17 protein-coding genes and 1 riboswitch are annotated in these 23069 nt (G+C 31.7%); of the genes, 3 read left to right on the top strand and 14 right to left on the bottom strand.

From position 1 onward, the window contains the following. Positions 1-8: 8 nt before the first annotated feature. A complete protein-coding gene (locus tag C1I91_RS07945) occupies positions 9-2165 on the bottom strand; it encodes a YhgE/Pip domain-containing protein (protein ID WP_128212393.1) in 2157 nt (718 codons plus the stop codon). Positions 2166-2182: 17 nt separating this feature from the next. Continuing rightward, positions 2183-4342: a YhgE/Pip domain-containing protein gene (locus tag C1I91_RS07940; RefSeq protein ID WP_128212392.1), complete on the bottom strand. Its 2160-nt coding sequence runs from the start codon at positions 4340-4342 to the stop codon at positions 2183-2185. Between the two features lie 332 nt (positions 4343-4674). Here C1I91_RS07940 and C1I91_RS07935 point away from each other — a divergent pair, with 332 nt between their 5' ends. Then, a complete protein-coding gene (locus C1I91_RS07935; protein WP_128212391.1) occupies positions 4675-5574 on the top strand; it encodes a DMT family transporter in 900 nt (299 codons plus the stop codon). A gap of 124 nt (positions 5575-5698) precedes the next feature. Here C1I91_RS07935 and C1I91_RS07930 read toward each other — a convergent pair whose 3' ends face one another. From C1I91_RS07930 to C1I91_RS07900, 7 genes are all read right to left on the bottom strand, one after another. Then, positions 5699-6235 carry a DUF402 domain-containing protein gene (locus tag C1I91_RS07930; RefSeq protein ID WP_128212390.1) on the bottom strand — a complete coding sequence of 179 codons (537 nt, stop codon included), beginning with the start codon at positions 6233-6235 and terminating at the stop codon, positions 5699-5701. A gap of 27 nt (positions 6236-6262) precedes the next feature. Next, positions 6263-7090 (bottom strand): energy-coupling factor transporter transmembrane component T family protein, encoded by an 828-nt coding sequence (locus C1I91_RS07925; RefSeq protein WP_128212389.1) that lies wholly within the window; start codon positions 7088-7090, stop codon positions 6263-6265. Then, on the bottom strand, positions 7083-8783 hold the full coding sequence (locus C1I91_RS07920; RefSeq protein ID WP_128212388.1) for an ABC transporter ATP-binding protein: 1701 nt from the start codon (positions 8781-8783) through the stop codon (positions 7083-7085). Before C1I91_RS07920 ends, C1I91_RS07925 begins: the two co-directional genes overlap by 8 nt. 12 nt (positions 8784-8795) lie before the next feature. After that, complete coding sequence (locus tag C1I91_RS07915; protein WP_128212387.1) at positions 8796-9461, bottom strand: ECF-type riboflavin transporter substrate-binding protein; 666 nt, start codon at positions 9459-9461, stop codon at positions 8796-8798. 87 nt (positions 9462-9548) lie between these two features. Further along, positions 9549-9661: riboswitch (SAM riboswitch) on the bottom strand. Between the two features lie 150 nt (positions 9662-9811). Next, a complete protein-coding gene (locus C1I91_RS07910; protein ID WP_128212386.1) occupies positions 9812-11452 on the bottom strand; it encodes a SulP family inorganic anion transporter in 1641 nt (546 codons plus the stop codon). 345 nt (positions 11453-11797) lie between these two features. After that, positions 11798-12505, bottom strand: coding sequence for a DUF2161 family putative PD-(D/E)XK-type phosphodiesterase (locus C1I91_RS07905; RefSeq protein ID WP_128212385.1), 708 nt, complete (start codon positions 12503-12505; stop codon positions 11798-11800). Between the two features lie 398 nt (positions 12506-12903). After that, positions 12904-14598, bottom strand: coding sequence for a methyl-accepting chemotaxis protein (locus C1I91_RS07900; RefSeq protein ID WP_128212384.1), 1695 nt, complete (start codon positions 14596-14598; stop codon positions 12904-12906). A 256-nt stretch (positions 14599-14854) separates the two neighbouring features. Between C1I91_RS07900 and C1I91_RS07895 the strand changes: the two genes are divergently transcribed. Then, entirely contained in the window at positions 14855-16606 is a 1752-nt protein-coding gene (locus C1I91_RS07895; RefSeq protein WP_128212383.1) for a methyl-accepting chemotaxis protein, read from the top strand. Between the two features lie 66 nt (positions 16607-16672). On the opposite strand, the gene queG is transcribed toward C1I91_RS07895, so the two are convergent. Continuing rightward, positions 16673-17602: a tRNA epoxyqueuosine(34) reductase QueG gene (gene queG / locus C1I91_RS07890; protein WP_238475942.1), complete on the bottom strand. Its 930-nt coding sequence runs from the start codon at positions 17600-17602 to the stop codon at positions 16673-16675. 321 nt (positions 17603-17923) lie between these two features. Between queG and C1I91_RS07885 the strand changes: the two genes are divergently transcribed. Beyond that, entirely contained in the window at positions 17924-19588 is a 1665-nt protein-coding gene (locus tag C1I91_RS07885; protein WP_128212382.1) for a cell shape-determining protein, read from the top strand. Positions 19589-19917: 329 nt separating this feature from the next. Here C1I91_RS07885 and C1I91_RS07880 read toward each other — a convergent pair whose 3' ends face one another. The 4 genes from C1I91_RS07880 to C1I91_RS07865 form a co-directional block, all read right to left on the bottom strand. Then, positions 19918-20241, bottom strand: a complete 324-nt coding sequence (locus C1I91_RS07880; protein WP_128212381.1) for a hypothetical protein — start codon at positions 20239-20241, stop codon at positions 19918-19920. A gap of 173 nt (positions 20242-20414) precedes the next feature. Then, positions 20415-21179, bottom strand: coding sequence for a MerR family transcriptional regulator (locus tag C1I91_RS07875; RefSeq protein ID WP_128212380.1), 765 nt, complete (start codon positions 21177-21179; stop codon positions 20415-20417). 211 nt (positions 21180-21390) lie between these two features. Then, the gene (locus tag C1I91_RS07870) at positions 21391-22338 is read right to left on the bottom strand and encodes a sugar kinase (protein ID WP_128212379.1); all 948 of its coding nucleotides are present in this window, start codon (positions 22336-22338) and stop codon (positions 21391-21393) included. Positions 22339-22379: 41 nt separating this feature from the next. Then, positions 22380-23024 carry a bifunctional 4-hydroxy-2-oxoglutarate aldolase/2-dehydro-3-deoxy-phosphogluconate aldolase gene (locus C1I91_RS07865; RefSeq protein WP_128212378.1) on the bottom strand — a complete coding sequence of 215 codons (645 nt, stop codon included), beginning with the start codon at positions 23022-23024 and terminating at the stop codon, positions 22380-22382. Positions 23025-23069: the final 45 nt, after the last annotated feature.

The following is a 23069-nucleotide window of genomic DNA, read 5'->3' as shown; positions in this document are numbered from 1 at the left end:
AATTGATTTTATACTCCAGCTTCCTTAAACTTATGCTCCATAAACTCTGTCAGCCGATGAAATGGCCTCTTAAGAACTGCAAGGATTGCAAAAAACAAGGCAAAAGTAATTAGCGCATTTATGTTTTTATAAACACTTTCCCATACTGGCCCCGCAATTGCCTCTCTAAAACCATTTATTGCATAGGTGAACGGCCATAAAGGCTGTAGGATTCCAAATATTTTCGGATTAGTTTGTATAGGATATATTCCTCCAGCTCCAGCTATTTGAAATACCATTATTACAACAGCTATAGCTTTACCCACATTACCAAATATGGAAACCAACGTGAATATTATAATAGTAAAAGTCACTGCTGAAAGTAAGGCAAAGATCAACATAAGCCTCAAATCTACTGGTTTTACACCTAGTATATACTTATCTCCTAAGGTTACTATTACAGCTTGAATCATAGAAATCATTAAAAATAACAGCATTTTTCCAAAGTGTCTTTGAAGTAGATTTAGCTTTTCTCCATCTTCAAAGTCATGAGCTTCCACTGTAAGTAAAGATGATAAAAGTAGTGCTCCTACCCATATAGCTAGTACTGTATAAAAAGGAGTAAGACCAACACCAAATATACCAGAATCATAAACATCAACTTCCTTAACATTTATTGGTGAAGATATGAAATCTGCTATTTCATCTGGATTCATATTCATAAGTTTTACTATTTGATCTATATTATCATCAGTTAAATCTTTCATCTTATCACTTAGATTATTTAGCTCTACCTGCAAAGCTGCCAACTTGCTATTAAGTTCACTAGCCTCGCTAACTGATGCTTTACTACTTGCTATTCCAAAGTTAGCTAAAGCATCTAATTGTGGAACAATAACCTTAGTAGATTCTAAAATCGAATTAGCGTTGTCTAAGCCGCTTGTAATACCATCAGCTACACTATTGATAACTGCAATTCCATTAGAATAAAAACTATTTGAAACATTCATAATTTGATTAGTCAAATCGTTGCTTATTTGAGATATCTGCTCTAAAGACGCATTGATAGAATCCTTGCTACCTCCATTGTTTTTAGAACTCTTCAAATCATTAAGAGCTTTTTGCTCCATATCTACAGTACTTTTCAATGTATTAAGCGAATTGATAGTTCCTCCTAAAGGGTTATTAGGCCTTAGACTACTTATAGCTTGCAAGTTTTTTGTATCAGCCTCTATAGTATTCTTTAAGGAATCCATAAGATTTGACATCTCACTAACAATAGTATCGAAGTTATCTGAACTTAATCCATTATTTATATCCTTTAGCTTTTGCAAAAGTGTTTGGTTTTGCTGATTTATGTTCTGAAGCTTACCTATATCTGTATTTATTGATGACGCTATGGTATTGATACTTTGTTTTGTAGATATAGTCAAGTCCTTACTGGCTTCCGTAACTTTCTGAAGACTATTTATCTGCTCTGTTATCTTTGGTAACTTTGTCTTTACATCATTTAAATACTTCTGAATATCCTCAGAATTATTATTTGCTTCTGTTATGTATTTTCTTATATCTCCTATATTACTGTTTGCTTCGGCCATAGTATCTTTAAGTTGGACTATTTGTGATTTGTTCACCTTAAACTCTTCACCCACAGAATTTATAGTCTTTAAAGCTTCTTTATTTACAGTATCTACAAAGTTTTCTTTAATGCTTTTAGCTACGCTCTCTTTAGCTGCATTGGTAATCTTAGCTGCAATAGCATTCAACTTTTGATTAACTCTGTATATTATATCTGGCTTTTTTGGTGTTACAGTAGTAAGACTAACTAAACCTTTTGAAAAATCAGAAGGGATTTCTATTAAAGCATAGTACTTCCCTTCGTTTAGCCCGTAGTTTCCCTGCCATTGATCTACAAAAACCCAGCCAATTGCTTTATTATTCTTTAATTGGGCTACTATTTCGTCACCAGCGTTTATATTTTTTCCGTTGAAGTTTGTTCCTTCATCATTGTTAACTACAGCTACTGGAAGATTGCCTGTATTGGCATAAGGATCCCAGCAAGCTTTTATATTAATCCACGCGTAAAGAGAAGGCAAAATGCATAACCCTATTACTATAGCCAATGCTGCAGGATTTTTAACTATACTTCTTAAATCTCGTTTAAATACTTTAAAAACCTTCTTCATAACTCGCTCCTTAAGTTTTATTCTCCTATACCTGACTCTTCGAACCTCTCTTCAAATCTATGAATTGGATTATGCAAAGGCTCTTTAAGGAAGAAACCAATCAAGATAAATATTGCTGCTATTATAAGAAGCACAGTAAAATCTAAAACCACACTACTTATAAGCGGTCCAGCTATAGCTTCTCTAAAACCTCCTACGCTATAGGTAAAAGGAAAAAGAGGCTGAAGTATTCTAAAAATCATCGGATCCACTTGAATTGGGTAGGTTCCTCCGCTACCTGCCAATTGTATTATCATAAACACTATAGCTACTGCCTTACCTATATTACCAAGTATAGAAACTAAAGTATAAGTAATTATTGCAAATACAATAGATGATACAACTCCAAAGATAATCATCAACGCTGCATTTACCGTGTATACATTAAGTAATAACTTATCACCTACTGTTACTATAAAGCCCTGAATTGCTGCTAAGGTTATAAAGGTTAGCATCTTACCAAAATGTTTTTCTCTCAAGGTGATTCTTTCACTACCTTCAAAAGGTGCTACCTTAGTCTTTAATAGTGAAGTAAGCAGTAAACAGCCTACCCACAGCGCAAGTACAGTATAAATCGGAGCCATAGCTGAACCGTAGTTTGGAATTGCATTTATAGCTTCATCCTTTAGATTTATAGGATCAGAAATAAAATCACCCATAAACGTAGGATTACTCTGCAATATTGTTATTATTTCTACTAAATCATTATTATTTATTAATTGCAACTTATCACTTAACTTACCTATGACATCCTTAAATTGAAGTAGTCTATAATCTAAGTCACCTGATACTTTATTAGCTAAGTTAGTTCCGTCTATAGCTGTATTCATAAGTTTGTCGATCTGAGTACCAAGATCTTGTGCTGACTTTAGTAAATCTGTAGCATCATCTGTAGCAACTATTAGATTATTAGCTATGGTATTTAAAGATGCTCTTGTACTGGTGTTGTATAGCTTTGTAGTATTAATTATTTGAACATTTAGGTTTGAGACACCGTTATTTATAGAATCTATCATGTCTTTATTAATTTTATTTGCATCATTTAACTGACTTTTCAGATTATCTAACCTTTTACTTTCATCATTAAGTGCATTTTGAATATTTTTTAATGATGTTATCATTTTTGTTATTTCACCATTAGGATTTGTTTCATTGAGCTTTTGTAAAAAATCTATTGTAGAATTTATTCCATTATTTAAATTAGTAATTTCCATGCTTATCTGACCAACTGTAGAGTTCATCTGAGAAGTGGCAGTTGATGAAGCCGAGGTATTAAGCTCTGAAACTAAGGCCTGAATTCTATATACTGAGGCTTGTGAGCTATTCAAAGTAAGTCCAATATTATCAAAGGAGTTATTCATTGCAGTTTGAGTTGATTTAATCAATTGTTTATTATTATCATTGCTTTGAATAACCACATTAAGTCCACTGCTTATTGATGGCATTGTAGCTTTTATTTCTGTTAAGAATTTGCTTAAGTCTCCAGATCTAGTATGTATGTTCTTTAATCCATCAATTATAGAATCCATATTTTTATTCATTAGAATAATATTATCTTTTAATTTAATTATGTCTTGCTTGTTCTTTTCAGCATTTTGTCCTACATCATTAAGTGATGTAAAAATAGTTGAGTTTACAGTTTCTACAAAGTTAGAAGTTATCTCTTCAGTTAGGGTATTTTTGGCTACCCCTGTAATTTTAGTGGCTACTGGATTAGCTTTTGTATCAACCTTGTAATTAATTTGAGGCTTCTTCGGATTGTCAGACAATACACTTACAAACCTTGAAGAAAAGTCCTCAGGAATTTCTACAGCTGCATAGTAGGTTCCATCTACTACACCTAAATCTGCATCTTTAGAGTTAACAAATGTCCATCCAATCTTTTTATTGTCTTTTAGTTTTTCTACTACTTGTTCACCTATATTAATTTCTTTTCCCCTAAAAGACACATGTCTATCGTTATTTACCACAGCAACTGGTATTGTGCTTGTATTTTCATAAGGATCCCAACATGCCTTTATGTTTACCCAAGCATACAGCGAAGGTATAACGCATAGTCCTCCAATTATCAATAGAGCAACAGGATTTTTTGCTATACTCTTCATATCTCGTTTAAATACTTTTAAAATATTCTTCATCTTACTCCTCCATCTATTATTACACATGAACTCTATAAATGAATAACAAAAATAGTTGTCCTATACTAGCGTATGTATTATATACTAGATTTTTGTATAATACAATTTACATATACTTAAAAATGACTAAATATCCTATATTAAAAACTGTGATTAAGTTTTAAAAAATGATACTTATTTTAAAATTTAATAACATTGTTTGACAGTATAAGTCTTATAAAATATAATATCTCATTGTAATTATATATTTTAAGATATATCAAAACATTTTATCCATATATGATTTACAAACATATACTTATATATACTTTCATTTTAAGGAGATTTATTATATGGACAAAAAAAGTAATTTATTGCCCTATATTGCTGTATCAATTAGCTCTGTAATTTTCGGTTTAAGCTTCTTATTTTCAAAAATGGCACTGACTGTAGCCACGCCTTTTATGCTTGTTTCTTTTCGTTTTTTATTGGCCTTCTTAGTGATGACAATACTAATAATATTTAAAATAATAAAAGTTAATTATAAAAATAAACCTCTAGGTGGTTTAATAGTACTAGGTCTTGCTGAACCAGTAATATATTTTATATTTGAAACATACGGTGTAAAAAATGCATCTTCATCCGTTGCAGGACTTATGCTAGCTTTGATTCCCATAGCAGTAACCCTACTAGGAGCTTATTTTTTAAATGAAGTTCCTTCCATAAAAAGAATATTATTTATAGTATTATCCGTAAGTGGAGTAGCTCTCATCGGAATAATGAGTAGCACTGGTGGACAAGGAACCTCTATTTTAGGAATAATATTGCTTTTAGGTGCAGTAACTTCTGCCGGCTTCTACAGTATAATATCTAGAAAAGTATCTAAATACTATACTCCTGTTGAGATTACTTATTTTATGATGTTCTTCGCAGCTTTATGCTTTACAGTAATGAATGTAGTAGATGTTCTAATCAACGGAAATATCTATAATTATTTCGAGCCATTAAAAAGTAAAACCTTTATTATTTCTATATTATATTTAGGAATAATATCGTCCATAATTGCTTACTTCTTAACTAATTTTACATTATCTAAGATACAAGCATCAAAAACCTCGGTATTTTCTAATGTATCAACTATAGTATCTATAGTTGCAGGGGTTTTAATACTTAATGAGAGTTTTCACATATATCATTTTGTAGGCTCAATACTTATACTTACTGGAGTGTGGGGCACTAATAAATTCAAATAAAGCTTGGCTATTTTGAACCCATAACAATAATTAAAGGTGATACAGATAACTTATAAGTATATCTTGGATCACCTTTAATTATATTACTATAACCTTGTATTAAATTACTATTCTAAATGTATTATTATTTTACAGTGACTTCTTTCAAAAACTTAGTAGTTAATATTTTTAAATTCTCTACATTACTAGCTAAACCACTGATTATTTCCTTAGCATCACTATAAGCTAAATCATAATCTTCCTTACTAATTAAGCTATTCTCCAAAGCTTCTTCTAATTCATCTTCATCAAGCAATATTATTTCAGAAGATGGTAATGCAACAACATCTAAATACATGTCATCATAGTAAACTTTCCCCTCTTCATCAATTCCATTTTTCTTTGTTATATCAAAATACCACTGAACTATCTCATCTTTATCATTAATCATAGTTGTAATAGAATACCTCTTATCTAAAGGTAATATCTGTAGCCATTTATAACCATCATCCAGTAAATGTACTTTCTTTCCTTGCATGTCAACCTCTAAACAGCTATTAACCTTTTCACAAAGTATGTAGTATACATACCCCTTAAATTCGTCATTTTCAATATATATGGTTTTAGATGTACTTTTGTCAACTCTACTCCAAGAGCTTCTATCGATAAACTTTCTCTTCACAAAGAAACCTCCTAAGTTTTTATAGTCCTACCAAGGGTACCAAAAATGAGTAAAAATATTTTTCTTCAAGATTAGTCCAATCACCAAAAGAAGAACAAATAGAATAATGAAAATTATATCTAAAGATCTTAAATTTTCTCTGTTATACCATGTCCTTTTTTTATTAATTCCAAAGCCCCTAAGCTCCATGGCGTTAGAAACCACTTCAATCCTATTCAGAGAGGATATTATAAGTGGGAAAAGTATAATAGTATAGTTTTTTAATATCTTATAAAATGGAGCATCACCTTTTTTAAAAGCAATACCTCTAGCTTGTTGCGCATTAACTATATTTTTAACCTCATCCTTCACATCAGGAATATATCTTAAGGCTATGTTTACTGCATAGGCTACCTTATAGGAAATTCCTACTCTATTTAGACTACTAGCAAACTTACTAGGATGGGTAGTAAATATAAATATAATGGTTAAAGGTATTATAGATAGATACTTAAGAGATAAGGTTATAGCATAAAATAAAGTTTCGTAAGTTAACTTGTATCCATGAAAATTAACTAAAGCTGTATACTTTCCGGCTAAAGTAGATCCGTAAGCCGGAGTTACTATAAATAGCAGTAAGGAATTAAATATTGTAAAAATAAATATAAATACTATTAGTGGAGCTATGCTCTTAAACGGAAGTTTTGCAATTAGTATAAAGCCAAACCCTATGATTAACATAATTAAAAACACACGTGCATCCATAAACATAAATATGAATATAGTCCAAATAATCATCATTAATAGCTTTACACTGCCATCAAGCTTGTGAAATATAGAATTTTTTTCAATATATAATGAACCGCTTCTATTCATTAGTACACTCCTCCTTTACCTTATCAATAAAATAAGAAGTAAATTTATCTCTTTCCTTTACCCCTAATATCTCTGCCATTTTATATAAAGAAGGTTCCTTTAAACTAGCTCTCTCTATTATTTTCTTATTATTCATTATTGAAAATATTGATCCGCAGCCGATAAGCTTTCCTTCTGATAATACAATAACTCTATCAGCATATTCCAAGGTAAGGTTTAAATCATGAGTTATCATAATAATTGTAACTCCTGTAGCTTTAATTTTCTCAATAAATCCCATAAACTCTTTATAATTTCTATAATCTTGTCCTGCTGTAGGTTCATCTAAAATTAGTATATCAGGCTTTGTAGCTAGTATAGCAGCTATAGTAACCCTCTTTTTTTGCCCATAACTCAAAGCTCCTACTGGCCATTTTCTATATTTGTATAATCCACAGATTTTTAGAGTTTCTTCAACTCTTGATTTAATGAACTCTTCTTCAAAGCCCTTGTTTCTTAAACCTAGAGCTACCTCATCAAAAATCATGTTTTGAGTTATCATTTGGTTTGGATTCTGCATTACATATCCTATTATTTCCGAACGCTTTTTTATAGACCATTTATCTATAGTCTTACCTAAATACTCTATGGTTCCACTGCTCTGCCTCTCTATGCCTGTAAGTATCTTCATCAATGTAGACTTTCCAGCACCATTATTGCCCAATATAGCTAACATCTCACCTTTCTCTATAGAAAAACTGATGTTACTCAATATATTTTCCTGTTCTTTAAAATACTTAAAGCTTAGGTTTTCAAGCTCTAATAACTTGTCACTAGTTTTCTCTTTTATATGTACATCTTTGTTATTAAATTCATCAAGTATAGCTTCTTTATACTTTATACAGTTATTTATATTGACTATGTTGTCATGCTTACTAATACTCAAATTGCATTTTTTTATCGCTTCTACATAAAGTGGCTCTCTTATTCCATATTGTGAAAGCAGATTAAGACTTAAAATTTCATCTGGAGTTCCGTCATATTTTATTTCTCCATCACTTATCAGAATGATTCTATCAAAATTGTGTTCTAGTACCTCTTCAACTCTATGCTCGATTACAATTATAGTACTGTTAGTTTTTTCATTTATTTCAACTATCTTTTCCATAGCTTTTTTACTGCTAAAAGGATCTAAGTTAGCAAGTGGTTCATCAAACAAAAGTGTGTTGCAGTTGGAAGTCAAAATACCAGCCATTGATACCTTCTGTTTTTGTCCTCCACTCAAATTTTGTGGGGTTTCATCTATATAATCAAGCATACCAACTGCTTCTAGAGCCTTCCATACTCCATCTTTCATAATATCTTTAGATACATTATGATTTTCATAAAAAAAAGCTACATCCTCACCTACACTAATACCTACAAACTGACCATCTTGATCCTGAAGAATTGTCCCTACATGCTTACTTACCTCATGTAAGCTGCTCTTGTGTGGTTCCAAATCATCTATTTTTATACTTCCTTTTATTTCTCCCTTATACATAAAAGGAATTAGCCCATTTATGCAATGAGCTAAAGTTGATTTTCCACTACCACTTGGACCAGCTATTAGAACTTTTTCACCTGGGTTGATCTTAAGATTTATATTTTTTAAAGTATACTCTTTTAAACTACTATACTTAAAGCTAAATTCTTTGAATTCTATAGCTGACACCGATAGTTCCCCCTATTCACTTACCTCTAAATTATTATTACTTTTTCTTAGTTTAGCAATTGCTATTATCACTGGATTTGCAATAACAAAAAGTATAGCTAGATTAGTAGCACCAGCTAATATTATTTGAAACCACACCTTACTAGCAGACTCTGAGTATAAAAATACATCCCCAAAGTAAGCAACTACACTTCCTGCTACTATTCCTATCAAAGAATATACATAAAGCTGTATGTAGTTTCTTTTAGAAATCAGACCAACTAAAGGATTAAATTTCTTATCAAAGGTTACAAAGCCTCCAAATAATCCTATACCAGCGGACATAAACACCCAGCTCCACCAAACATTACCGTAAGCTAATGCATCATTTAATGCATGTCCTATAAACCCTACCAAGAATCCTACTAATGGTCCAAAAATAGCACCGAAAATAGGAAGAATTGCAACTGCAAGTCTAAAAGATGTGTTTGGACCTATAGGTATTGATATAAAAGATAAAGCTGCATAAAGTGCTGCACCAATACCAATAGCTACTACCCCTTTAGTTGAGAGAGTTACCTTATTTCCTTTTTTCTTTGCATAATAAACCACTGCCGCAATAAGAAGCAACAATATTACTATAGATATAATACCTTGAACTGTAGCAATTGATGTAAAAAAACCTTTGATTCCATCCATTAAAAAAGCCCCCTTTTATTTTTTAACTATAAATAAAAGCTATTTTTCTAAATAAGAAAAATAGCTTAAATAAACACACCACTATTTGTCTTATCTTTCAGAAGTTAACTTAAACTTCCTGCAGGAATTAACACCGCTGCAATAAAAATGCCGGTTGTTGGGTTTCATAGGGCCAGTCCCTCCACCACTCTTGATAAGTGAATATTATTGTATTTTTTTCAATCAATGTACGTACTTTAAATTATGCTTTTATTATATTCGTTAGTTTAATATATGTCAATATATGTTTTTTATTCAATCTTTGTCCATAAGCAGAATCTCTAAGGTCATCTTTTTTATCCTCTGACTTTCTAGCTAACCTTCTCAGTTTGCATAGACATGGCTTCATCTAAAGTACTGCAGAAGTTCTCCTCACCGATCATATCTACAAAGCCATATTTCTTAAGCATTTTCATCGGCTGCTCCTGGGCATCTAATATCATTAGTCTTGTATTATTATTGACGCACATCTCATTTAGCATCTCAAAAGAATTGTAAGCTGTAGAGTCCATATAAGGAACCTTACTCATCTTTACTATTAGGATTTTAGGTGGTTGTCCCATTTCTCTTATAGCACTCACAAACTTGCTTGCTGCACCAAAGAAAAATGGGCCAGTTATCTCGTAAATTGCAAATTCTTCAGATATGCTCTTATATTCATTTAAGCTGTTATCTTCTAAATCCTTTATGTCATCTAGTACGTACTTAACTTCAGCGACCTCAGCCATCTTTTTCATAAACAATAAAGACGCTAATACTACTCCAACTCCTATAGCAACTACTAAGTCTAAAACAATTGTAAGTATGAAAGTAACAATAAAAACCAAGGAATCGCTTTTTGGCGCTTTGAATACCTTCTTAAAAACTGTCCATTCTCCCATATTATAAGAAACCATAACGAGAATTGCTGCCAATGATGACATTGGAATAAGCTTTACATAAGGCATGCAAATTAGAAGTATAACTAATAATCCAATAGAGTGAACTATTCCGGCAACAGGTGTTCTTCCTCCATTTTTCACGTTAGCAGCAGTTCTTGCTATTGCGCCAGTTACAGGTATACCACCAAAAGCTGCTGAAAATATATTGGCAGTTCCTTGAGCGATAAGTTCCATGTTTGAACGATGTCTTCCACCAATCATCCCATCTGCAACCACTGCTGATAGTAATGATTCTACACCACCTAATATAGCAATAGTCAAAGAAGGCATTAAAAGCTCATTTATCATTTGCATACTTATTTTAGGTAAAGTAAAGCTAGGTAAAGATGATGAGATATGACCAAACTGTTTTCCTATGGTATTGATAGGAAGGTTAAATGCAGAAGTTATTATAGTAACAATTATTATAGCAACAAAGGTGCCAGGTATCTTCTTATTTATCTTAGGCCATGCTATTATAATGGCAAGCGTAAGAAAAGCTATAATAGTTGCTGAAAAATTTATAGTTCCTATATTCGAGATATAAGCTTCCCACTTACCTATAAATTCTGAAGGTACAGACTGGATTCTAAGACCAAGTAAATCCTTAATTTGTGTTGAAAAGATTACAACTGCTATACCACTTGTAAATCCTGTTGTAATTGAGGAAGGAATGAATTTAATAAAACTTCCAAGCTTTAAAAATCCGATTATGATTAGAAAAACTCCTGCCATCATTGTAGATACTATAAGTCCATCTAATCCATACTTTTGTATGATTCCGTATACAATAACTACAAAAGCTCCAGTAGGACCACCTATCTGCACTCTGCTTCCCCCAAGCAAAGATACTATAAACCCACCGAAAATAGCTGTATACAATCCCTTTTCTGGTGATACTCCTGAAGCAATAGCTAGAGCTATAGACAATGGTAATGCTATTATAGCTACTATTATCCCTGAAACTATATCCCTTAGAAATTGTTCCTTTGTGTACCCTTTTAAACAAGTTACCAACTTTGGAACTAGCATTTTTATCCCCCACTTTTTTAAAATAATTTATTAAACCGTAGAAATTATAACACAAAAATCCAAATTTACAGAAAGTGTTCCAATTTTTTAAATTATTTATTTATTGAATAGGTTCTTACATAATTCTTTGTTTTAAGGGCAATAAGCTTCAGTTTCAAGCTTTTTATCATTTCTTTCTAATTCTATAGGTTTCCTATAGTTATCCAACTTCAACTATTAATTTATACGTGCACGATAATTCCCAGAAGTCGGTATTATCGAACATACATAAATTAAGTTTCGATATAGGAACCCTATAGACATACTACTTCATATTTAAATCTATCAAGACAAGGCTTGGTAAGTTCATCGGAATATATCCTTATGTTTTATTCTGGCATCAATTTCTTCTATACCCTTTTCGTTGAGTATATACCTGCCTTTTCCAAGTTTTTCAAACCAATTATAGTAATTTTTATAAATTATTGAGTAAGCTTTTTTGTGGTCAAACCCTATTTTAGCAAGATCTACTGCAGAAGTTGCGCCATTTTCTAGCATATACTCTGCAATTTTTATAGCTTGTTCTTTATATGCTGTCATTAGCTTTTTTCCTCTACTGCCTCCTACATTATCTTCTAAACTTCTACTTTTAAATTCTTTCACTAAAACGTTTCTCTTCTTCTTCCCAGAATTAACACTCTTTTTTATATCAAAAGGCATTGGTTCTAAAGCAATCTTTATATTATGGTCATTATCTTTTTTTGATACTAGAATTAAACCTAGCTGCAATCTTCTAAGGAGGTGTAAGGTATCCTTCCACTTCTTACTATAGAAATTAATTTTAGGTTTTGGTATAGCTATATAAACTATGTCAGCAAATCTTTGCCTATTAGCAGCTTGTATTAGCAACTCAATAGTTAGTCCTTTCTTTAGTTCTACCACTGTAACTTGATCTTCCTTCATAGCGAACACATCACAATGTCCTACTTCTGCTTTTACTTCATATCCTATACTAATAAAATACTCCTTAACAGGAATATATAGCTCTTCCTCAAGTAAAAAGTCTTTCTTCATATTTCCTAAGTCCCCACTCACTTCAAATTTATATCTAATAACTCTTTCATGGTGATTATACCACAAAATAAAAACCACTTTCTTCAGTGACTTAACTATTAGTCATTTATCAATAAAGACTCCTTTATCAGCCCTCAATATTATTAACTAATTATAATTTTTAGCTCTTAATTCTAATATATGTTTTAAATTAAGCACAAACAAAAGCCCTAATAAGCTTAGACATAAATTGTCTACTTTATTAGGGTCTTTTATAAATTAGACTCACTTAATTAATATCATTAATATGTAATATGATAAAACCTATTAATTCTTTACTTAAGCTTATAAAGGAATGCTAAGAACTTAATCATAATATAGTACTCTAACAATACATAAGGTCATAATTACTATAACTATCACACCTTAAACTCACTTATACTATCCTCTAATCTATCTGAGCTTTCTTTAGTATTTTTTGCCTCTTTAACTAAGGTATTTATACTATCAACCATAGCTATAGTTTTCTCAGCTATATTAGTTGATCCAATTGCTCCATCATTTGCTGCACTAGTTATTTCATTTATGGTTGTAACCATATTGTTTATTGATCTAGCTAACTCCTCTGAAGTAGTTGAAAAATCTGCGACTAAGCCTTCTACGAAAACTGCATCCTCTCTATACTGTTCACCAGTCTGTACAAAAGTTTTATAATCTTCAAAAACTGTGTTGTCCATAAACTCCAGCATGTTTTGGGAATTTTCTGCTAGCTCGTCCACTGATTCAATAACCTGTTTAGTTATATTTTGAATCTCTGTTGCAGCATTTTGCGAATTTTCTGCTAAGGATCTTACCGCATCTGCTACTACAGAGAACCCCTTTCCAGCTTCTCCTGCACTAGCTGCTTCTATAGCTGCATTTAGAGCTAACAAGTTAGTTTGAGCTGCTATCTTTAATATTGTTTCGGATAATATCTTAACTTTTTCAATTGATTTTGATTTTTCTATAGATACAATCATATTTTTTTGAGTTTTGTCATATATGTCTTTAGCAACTTTTTGTGAATTTACAGCCTTTACCTTTAGCTCCTCAGCCCTTAGCTTTATTTCTCTAGATGCTAGCTTTCCACTTTTAGCTTTTTCTGAAGTTTCTTCTACCTTTGATTCTATGGCTGAAGAAGTTTCATTCATTTCGTAAGCAGAAGCAGAAGTTTGCTCTAAGCCTGCTGATAACTCTTCAGTAGTTGAAGATATACTTTCAATATCCACATTAAGTCTATTGAGTCTCTCATTTATAGTATCTACATTACTTTCTATTGCCCTAGTTTCTTCTATAACATTCCCTACTATATCCTTAATTCCACTTTGCATAGACTCCACTGCCTTGCTAATCTGTCCGATCTCATCTTTTCTAGTCAGAAGTTTATGGTTCATCTTTATACTAAAATCACCTGAAGAGAATGACGCTATATCTTTCTGCAAGACTTCTAAGTCTTTTGTTATGTATTTTGCAATTCTAGTAGCGATAAACCCACCAATTAATATTAGAATTAAACTAAAACCTGCTATGTATACAGCCATTTCTGTAAGTTGCTTTAATACATCTTCTTGTGCTATACCAACGAACCACATCCCTACTATATTTCCACTGTCGTCTTTCAATGGTACGTAGTGTGATTTTACTTCATTGCCTTGTATGTTTACTTTTCCGTCATAGTTTTTACCGTTTTTGATAACTGTATCCACAACATCAGAATTTGCCTTAGTACCAATGCTTCTATTCCCGTCTTTATCCTTAATATTAGTAGCTACTCTGGTATCTCCCATAAAGATAGTTGCATACATACCAGTTTTTTCTCTAACCTCATCTATTACAGAGGAATCATTATTGATAAGATTTTCCCCCTTGTATAGCTTACCATCCTGGACTTTCCATTGTCCTTGATATTTTTTATCCAAAATCAATAACCCCATATTTGAGTTTGTATTAAGTTCACTTTGTATCTTCATATCAATAATATTAGTAACCTTCAAATAAATAATTCCACCTAACAATGAAGAAAACAAAACAAGAGTAATGGAAATAATTAAAGATATTCTCCCTTTTAATTTCATCTAGTATCCCCTTTTCCAAAGTGTATAATTTTATATATATTTTAAAAGTATATAGTCCTTTTATCGTAAAACTTTTATATTTCTTTACTTCTATGAAAAATGTCCCACTTTTCTATAATAAAACCAAAATTGAAGTGATTTTTTTGTAGAAAGAAATAAAACTTTGTTATATAATGTTGATAATAATTATCGTATATGCTATATTCTAAGTTTTCTGAATTTTACAAAAATAAAATTTTATTTGGGGTGAACTTATATGCTAAAATTCTTAAAAATCAACAACTTTAAGTTAGGCACTAAAATGTCTATTATTATGCTGGTACCTGTATTGTCATTATTTTTTGTATCAGTGGTATCGCTAATAAACATTGACAATCTTACAAGAAAACTAGTTTCAAATCTCTATGATGAGATCCACTTGAGTGATTATTGGTTGTTAAATGCAGATCGTGATTTTTATCAAGCCTTGTCTGCAGAATCTGAACTTGAGTCTATAGATGCTTCAGACGATGTTAGTAAGCTAAAAAGCACCTACGATGAAAACGTAAAGCAAACTTACGAAAGAGTTAATAAAGCTAAAGACATATTAATTAAGGATCAAACTAATATAAGCAAATTAACTCATAAGGATTCAAATTTGAATGCATTCCAATTATTTGATAATTTTGATAAGGACTTTAAAACATGGACAAGTCTTTATGATTCTCAATCCAATTCTCTTAAGGATAAGAAGCAATTCTATACTACCTTTAACTCTACGAGGGAAAGTATAAATCAGATAGAGGAAATACTTGATGATTATGCTAAAAATGTTATATCCAATAGCAGTTCATCTGCGAAAAGCGTAGAAAGGGTTATATTAACAACAGCTTTAACAACGTTAACTCTATCCTTGCTTCTTGGAATCGCTTTGATAATTAACATTAATAGAAGAGCCAAACTAGCAATTTCTTTGATTAACAAGACAGCAGCTCTTGATCTTGTATATGATGATAGCTATACAAAGTATCTAAATGATAAAGATGAATTCGGACAAATAATAATAGCTGAAGGTGTATCCAGAAAAGAATTTAGACAAGTACTAAAAGATGTAGTTGATTCTACAAATTCTGTTAATGAAATGGTAGAAAGTTCAAATATAAATATGGTAAGTCTAGGTGCAGAGCTTGAGGAAATATCAAAAACCGTAGAACAACTATCTGCCGGAATGGAAGAAACCTCTGCTGCTACTGAAGAAATGAACGCTTCAACCATTGAAATAGAAAAAGCTGTTGAAAGTATTGCAGCAAAATCAGGAGATGGGGTTTCCTCCTCAAAAGAGATAAGCTTAAGAGCAACCACATTAAAATCTGAAGCTATAGAGTCTCAAAAAGATTCTCAACTAATGACAGTTGCATTAGATAAAAATCTTAAAACATCTCTTGAAGAAGTACAGGCCGTAGAACAAATTAACTCACTTACTGCAAGTATATTAGAAATATCTTCTCAGACTAACTTGCTTGCATTAAATGCTGCTATTGAAGCGGCAAGAGCTGGAGAGTCTGGTAAAGGCTTTGCAGTTGTAGCTGATGAAATAAGGAAGTTAGCTGAAGTTTCAAAGCAAAGTGCTATGCAGATTCAAACAGTTACAGATTTAGTGATAAATGCAGTTAATAAATTAAAGGACAGCTCTGTAGATGTGTTAGCTTTCATTGAAAAACAAGTTATTCCTGATTATAAAAAGCTAGTTACTACTGGAGATCAATATAATGTTGACTCATTAACCTTTAATGATTTAGTTACAGACTTAAGTTCTACTGCTGAGGAGCTTCTAGCTTCAATACAAGATGTTAATAGATCAATTGACGAAGTTAGCCATGCTACCAATGAAGGTGCTTCTGGCATGACTACAATTGCTGAAAAGACAAATACTATTGTTGATATGGCAGGTGAAGTAATAGATCAGTCCCATAAATCAAAGGAAAAGGTTGAAAAACTTCTGTCTATAGTATCAAAATTTAATATCTAAAACTTTAAGCTATTTTATTAAAGAGACTATTAGTAGAATTAACTTCTCAATAGTCTCTTTCAATCATCAATCTTTAAGTATTTGGTGATTTCTAAGTATAACTTTCCTTCCTCTCCAACTAAAAGCTCTATCTTTATATCGTCTCATAAATTCTTTATTAGATATTTCCTCAAGTTCCTCTAATTCAATTCTATACTTTAAATCATTTTTAAATTCCTCTAAATTAGTTTCTTCAATTTTTCTATTATGAGGACAAACATCCTGGCACACATCACAGCCCCATACCATATCTGTCTTTTTTAATATCTCAAGCTCTTCTTCTGACAGTTCACCTTTCTTTTGAGTTATATAAGATCTACATCTTAGCGGATCAATAGTAAAATCTCCTAAGATACACTGTCCTGGGCATTTTCTTACACAAGTAAAGCACTGAAAGCAGGTTCTATCTTGAGGGATATCTACTTCAAAGGGATAGTTATTTAATATGTACCCGATAAACACATAAGAACCATATCTATCAGTTATTATGTGGTTGTTTATCCCCCAGAATCCTAGTCCAGCTCTATACGCTAAATATCTATCACTCAAAGGACCAGTATCAACAAAGGCCTTATAATTAAAACCTTCAAGGCTTTCACTTAAAAAAGCACCAATTTGCTCTAACTTTTTCTTACCTATAACATGATAATCTTTGCTGAATGCATATTTAGATATATTTGCTCCTTCTTTCTCACATATATAGTATGGAAACAAGCAGACTATTACAGATTTACAATCAGGTAACGTCAAATTGGGATAAACTCTTTTTTCAATATCTTTTTCTTCAAAACCAGTTATTTTACCTTTAGCAATTTGTTTTCTCCAAAGTTTTTCAAAATCAAGATAAGGTCCTGAAGGAGCAATTCCTACACACTCTATTCCAATGGACTTACAAAAATCTATGAGTTTTTCTTTCACTCTAATCATTCCTTTACTTGTATATAAAAAAATAAACATACTAGTTATTCAAGAATAAATATCATCTTAGCTATAATTATAAAGTAATCTTAATATAAAATAGTAATTCAAATTAATAAATCTTTAATTAACTTTATTATTTCCATATTATAAAATAGATAAGCATGTAGACTTTTAACTACTTACTTATAGTTTTTATTGACACTTTCTTGTACTTTTTATAAAAGCAGCCTTAAATTACTATAATTATAGAATTTCTTTACATTTTATTTATTTTGTACATATGCTAAAATTGAGTATATTTTAATCAAGTATTTAAGTTCACCCACAAATATAAATTAATTATAAGGAGATTTTAATATGAAAAAAGAGGTAAACTCTAAGGTTTTCTTAGCTGCGGTGATTTTTATTGTTCTAATCACACTAGTTGTTCACTGGTTATTTTTACTTCCTTTAACTTTAGGATTTATATCAACAACTTTATTTGTTTCAATGGTCATTATTGCTCTATCAGTCTTAGCTAGACTAATTTTAAGAAAAAAGAAGTTTGTAATTATTATACCTATAATTATTTTAGTATTCCTAGGATATTGTCTAATATCTAGTGGTATATTTAGATCAAAAGATTACAAAAACCTAATTGGTACAATAAAAGAAGAAACCTTCTCTAAAGATATTTCGCCAATAGATATAACTCAATTGCCTGTAGTAGACAAGTCATATGCAGAAAAATTAGCTGAAAAGAAGCTTGGAGAAGCTGGAGCTATAGGTAGCCAAGTAACCCCAGGAGAACCTGTAAAACAAATTGTAAAAGACAAGCTTTGTTGGATTGTTCCATTATTGCACTCAGGCTTCTTCAGTTGGTCAAGCAACCGTGAAGGTACTCCAGGATATATAGTAGTAAGCGCTACAAACGCTGACGATGTAACTTTTGTTAAAGAACTTAATGGCAAGCCTATACACCTGAAATATCAGCCTAATGCTTTTTTAGGGGATGATCTCCTAAGACATACTTATTATCAAGGAAATGAATTTGTAGGTTTAACTGACTACTCTTTTGAAATTGATGATAACGGTACTCCTTATTGGGTTGTAACTAGATACAAAAACACTATAGGTTTTTCCGGTGAAAAAGTATTAGGTACAGCTATAGTAAATGCACAAACTGGAGAAGTAAAAAATTATGCTATAGATAATACTCCTAGCTGGGTAGATAGAATTCAGCCTGAGGATATAGTTAGAAAACAATTAAATCTTTATGGAGAGTATATAAAGGGATTTCAATGGTTCACCAAGAACAATAAGCTTAAGACTACTGAAGGTGGGGAAATAATTTATGACAAAGGTAACTGCTATTACTATAACGGATTGACTTCCGTAGGTAAGGATAGTGCTACTATAGGTTTCACTTTGACAAATACTAAAACTCATCAAACAACCTTATACAAAACTTCTGGTGCTACAGAAGAAGCAAGTATCAAATCAGCTGAAGGTAAGGTTCAAAATATGGGTTATAAAGCAACTTCACCAATATTAATCAATATAGAGAATGTTCCAACCTACTTTACTACACTTAAAGATAAAGATGGAATAGTAAGAATGTATGGAATGATAAGCGTACAAGATTACAATATAGTAGGTGTTGGTGAGACAACTAAACAAACCTTATCAGATTATACAAAGGCACTTACTGGTAAAGGAAATCTTTCATCCTTGAATTCTTCAGGTAAGATAAATCATGAACAAGCTACCGTATTGAGAATCGGTCAGGAAATTACTGATAAGACAACCTTCTACCACATTATAACTAAAGAAAAACCAGATGTTATATTCGTTGTAAGTGCTGATGCATCTAGTGAACTTGCATTAACTCAGGCTGGAGATAAGGTACAACTTGATTATATTGACGCAGACGGAATTGTAATAAATGCAACTGGATTTGACAATCTTGAATTCTCACAAAGAAAATCTGATACTCAAGAAAAAATAGAGAAAGAAAATAAGCCCTCAACAGAAAAGAAATAATTCTCATTTTATTTAAATTAAGCGGTCATTCAACCTGTGCTCCTATGAGCTTTTAAAGGATTAATATGATTTTTAAAACTAACCTATAAAAAATCATTTAACTCTAATAGCTCTCTCATATATCAGGTCTTGAATAACCGCTAAATTTTTTAAATATCCTTATATAATCTTAAAACTCAAATAGAATTATTGAAAATTATATATTTGAGTCTTTTGGTTTTGATATGGTTCCTAACTCAACCATTAATTTATACGTGCCCGAAAATCCCCAGAAGCCGGTATTATCGAACATACATAAATTAAGTTTTCGTAAAGGATAGCTATAGAATCTAACTTTTCAGTTCGAACCTTTCTATATCTTTAGTGACTTTTACACTATACCATACTAATACGAAGCAATAGCTTATCATGAATAGAAATATAAAAGCAAAATGTATCCTACATAAAAACATAAACATTACATCAATAATAAGTGTCCATACTCCCATATAAATCAGATGCTTTCCAGCTACTTTCGCAAGAGTATCGCTATCATATTTTTTCGTTCCATCATAATATGAAAGTATTTCTATCTTTTTTAACTTATACACCATAATTCCCAAGGAAATAAATAATATACTACAAGCTATAAAAATTATAAAAACTAGTGTCATAATATATCGCCCCCATAAAATTCTATATAAACCATTTAAAACCTAGTGATATAATTAGTCAATATATCTATTGTGGATTAAATAATAAAAGAATCGCTAAAGCAACTTTCTTTAGCGGTTCTTTTGTGCATCTGTATTTTGCAATATATAAAAGGAAAATCTGTCAGGAAAATTTACTTCTTAATTCCGGTATAAATCAAGATGGCATCTCTCAAAAACGCTGCTGTCCCTGGCTGCTCTTTATCATAAAATTCTCTAAATCTTTCATCCTCTACATACATTTGTGCAACTCCTGCATGTGCTTCCTTACTATACTTATCCCAATAAAAACTAAGCCACTGTCTATGAAGATCTGCCGCCTTTTGAGCAAGTTCTCCTGCTGGATCTCCTGTTGCAAAAGCATTTGAGAGAACTTCTATAACTTCATTTCCTAATCTAGTAACTTCTTTATATTCTTCTTCAGTCATCCCCTTAAGCTTTGCATTTGACTTATTAATTGAATCATCCCCATATTTATCTCGTATCTCTTTTCCATATTTCTTTTCATTATCATCTATAAGCTTCTGTTTAAAGCCTTCAAATTTTTCTTTATCTTCCATTGTAATTACTCCTTCCATAGACTTTAAAGTCTTATCAACATTTTCTAATAATAAATCTAGTTGAGCCCTTCTCTCAAGAAGCTTCTGCTTATGCTCCTTCAGTGCCTTTGCTCTATCAAAATCAGGGTTGGTCATTATATCCTTTATACTGTCTAGCTCTACCCCTAACTCTTTATAAAAAAGTATTTGCTGCAGTTTATCCACCTCTTCTTGGCCATAGATACGATATCCTGATGAGTTGATTCTTGCCGGCTTCAGAATCCCAATCTCATCATAATATCTTAGAGTTCTTGTACTTATCCCACCTAGTTTTGCTAGTTTTTGCACTGTGTACTCCACAACATCACCTCCTGATAATACTAATATAAACTTTTACGTAACGTTAATGTCAATACTAAAAATAGAAAATTATTATAAAAGTAAAAAGCTGTACATAGAGTTATTCTAATGTACAGCTTTTTATCTAATGTTCGTCCAAAACATTTTCTTATAATATACTTATTATCCTTAAGATTAGTAGTAATCTTTATGATTACTTTATATATATCTTTTATCTATCTATAATTTTCTTTTTTCCCATAAAGGTCATAAGCTGATCCATATATGGGTATGCTTCCATGTCCCCTTGAACAAGAGTTGCCATTGCGCCAACTCCATTTCCTTGCTTACCACACTCATTTAAGCTTAAGCCTCTTAGAACTCCTGATAGAAATCCAGCTGCAAAGCCATCTCCAGCACCAGCAGAATCTATTAGTTTTTCTATTTTAAAGCCTTTAACATAAACGGCTTCATCTTTATCAGCTACATAACAACCTTCTGCTCCTAGCTTTACAGCTACTATTTTAGCTCCCATTGACATGAACTTAGCAGCTATCTCTTTTTCATCACTAGTGCCTAAAAGTAGCTCGCCTTCATCACATCCAGGGAAAATTATATCGGTCATTTTTGCTATTTCTAAAAGTACAGGCTTAGCTTCTTCTATAGTCCATAGCTTTAATCTTATATTAGGATCAAAAGAAATTGTTATTTTGTTTTCTTTAGCTATCTTAAGAACCTCAAACACCATGGCCCTAGCACTTTCAGATAAAGCTGGAGTAATACCAGTAACGTGAATTATCTTAGCTTTTTTTATGTAATCCACATCTATATCTTGTACAGAAAGCCTACTTGCTGCAGATCCTTTTCTATAGTAATAAACACTAGGATTGTCTCCACCTATTCTTTCCTTAAACATGATACCTGTATTTGCTTCAGTATCAGTCTTAACTCTAGAGGTGTCAACACCCTCTCCTCTTACTACATTGAGGATTTGTCGTCCAAATTCATCATTGCCTAATTTTGAAAACCACGCTGTATCATGTCCAAGTCTTGCAAGAGCTACTGCTACATTAGAGTCTGCTCCTCCTACTGACTTACCAAAACTATTAACATATCTCAATGGTCCATTAGATTCAGGATTGAAAAGAACCATAGTTTCACCAAAAGTTAATACTTCCATCGTTCTTACACCATCTCTCAAATAATCTTTAGAAATAATATTTATATTTCTCTTGCTTTATTTAATGCATCAACAAACTTTTTAGCAGTTTCAGTAACTAAAGCATAATCACCAGTCTTTGCTCCTTTAGTTAGATCAGAACCTGTTCCAACTGCTACAGCTCCAGCTTTTACCCAATCCTTTATGTTATCTAGGTTAACTCCGCCTGTAGGCATGAAGTTAGCTTGTGGTAAAGGTCCTTTAAAGGAACTTATTATTGAAGGTCCATAAGCATTTCCTGGGAAAACCTTTAGAACTTCAACACCGTATTCAAGTGCAGCAACAGCTTCCTTAACAGTCATTATTCCTGGCATTACTGCAACTCTGTATCTATTGCACAGCTTAACAGTTTCTGCATCAAAGTAAGGACTTACTATAAATTCTGCTCCAGCAAGAATGCATGCTCTAGCTGTTTCTGGATCTAGAACTGTACCTGCACCTATTATTAAATCTTCATTCTTATAAATCTCTGATATCTCTTTTATTATCTCTACGGCTCCAGGCACTGTCATTGTTATTTCTAATGCCTTTATTCCGCCTTCTTTTACAGCATCTATTATCTTTATAGCTTGTTCCTTAGATTCCGCTCTTATAACGGCTACAACACCGCATTCAGTTATTTTTTGAATAGTTTGTATTCTCTTCATTTAGTCCTCCTAATATTTATAGATGTAAAGCCTTCTAATAAAATC

This window comes from Clostridium manihotivorum (assembly GCF_004015185.1).
Lineage (GTDB): Bacteria > Bacillota > Clostridia > Clostridiales > Clostridiaceae > Clostridium_AR > Clostridium_AR manihotivorum.
This window is presented reverse-complemented; position numbering and strand designations above follow the sequence as displayed.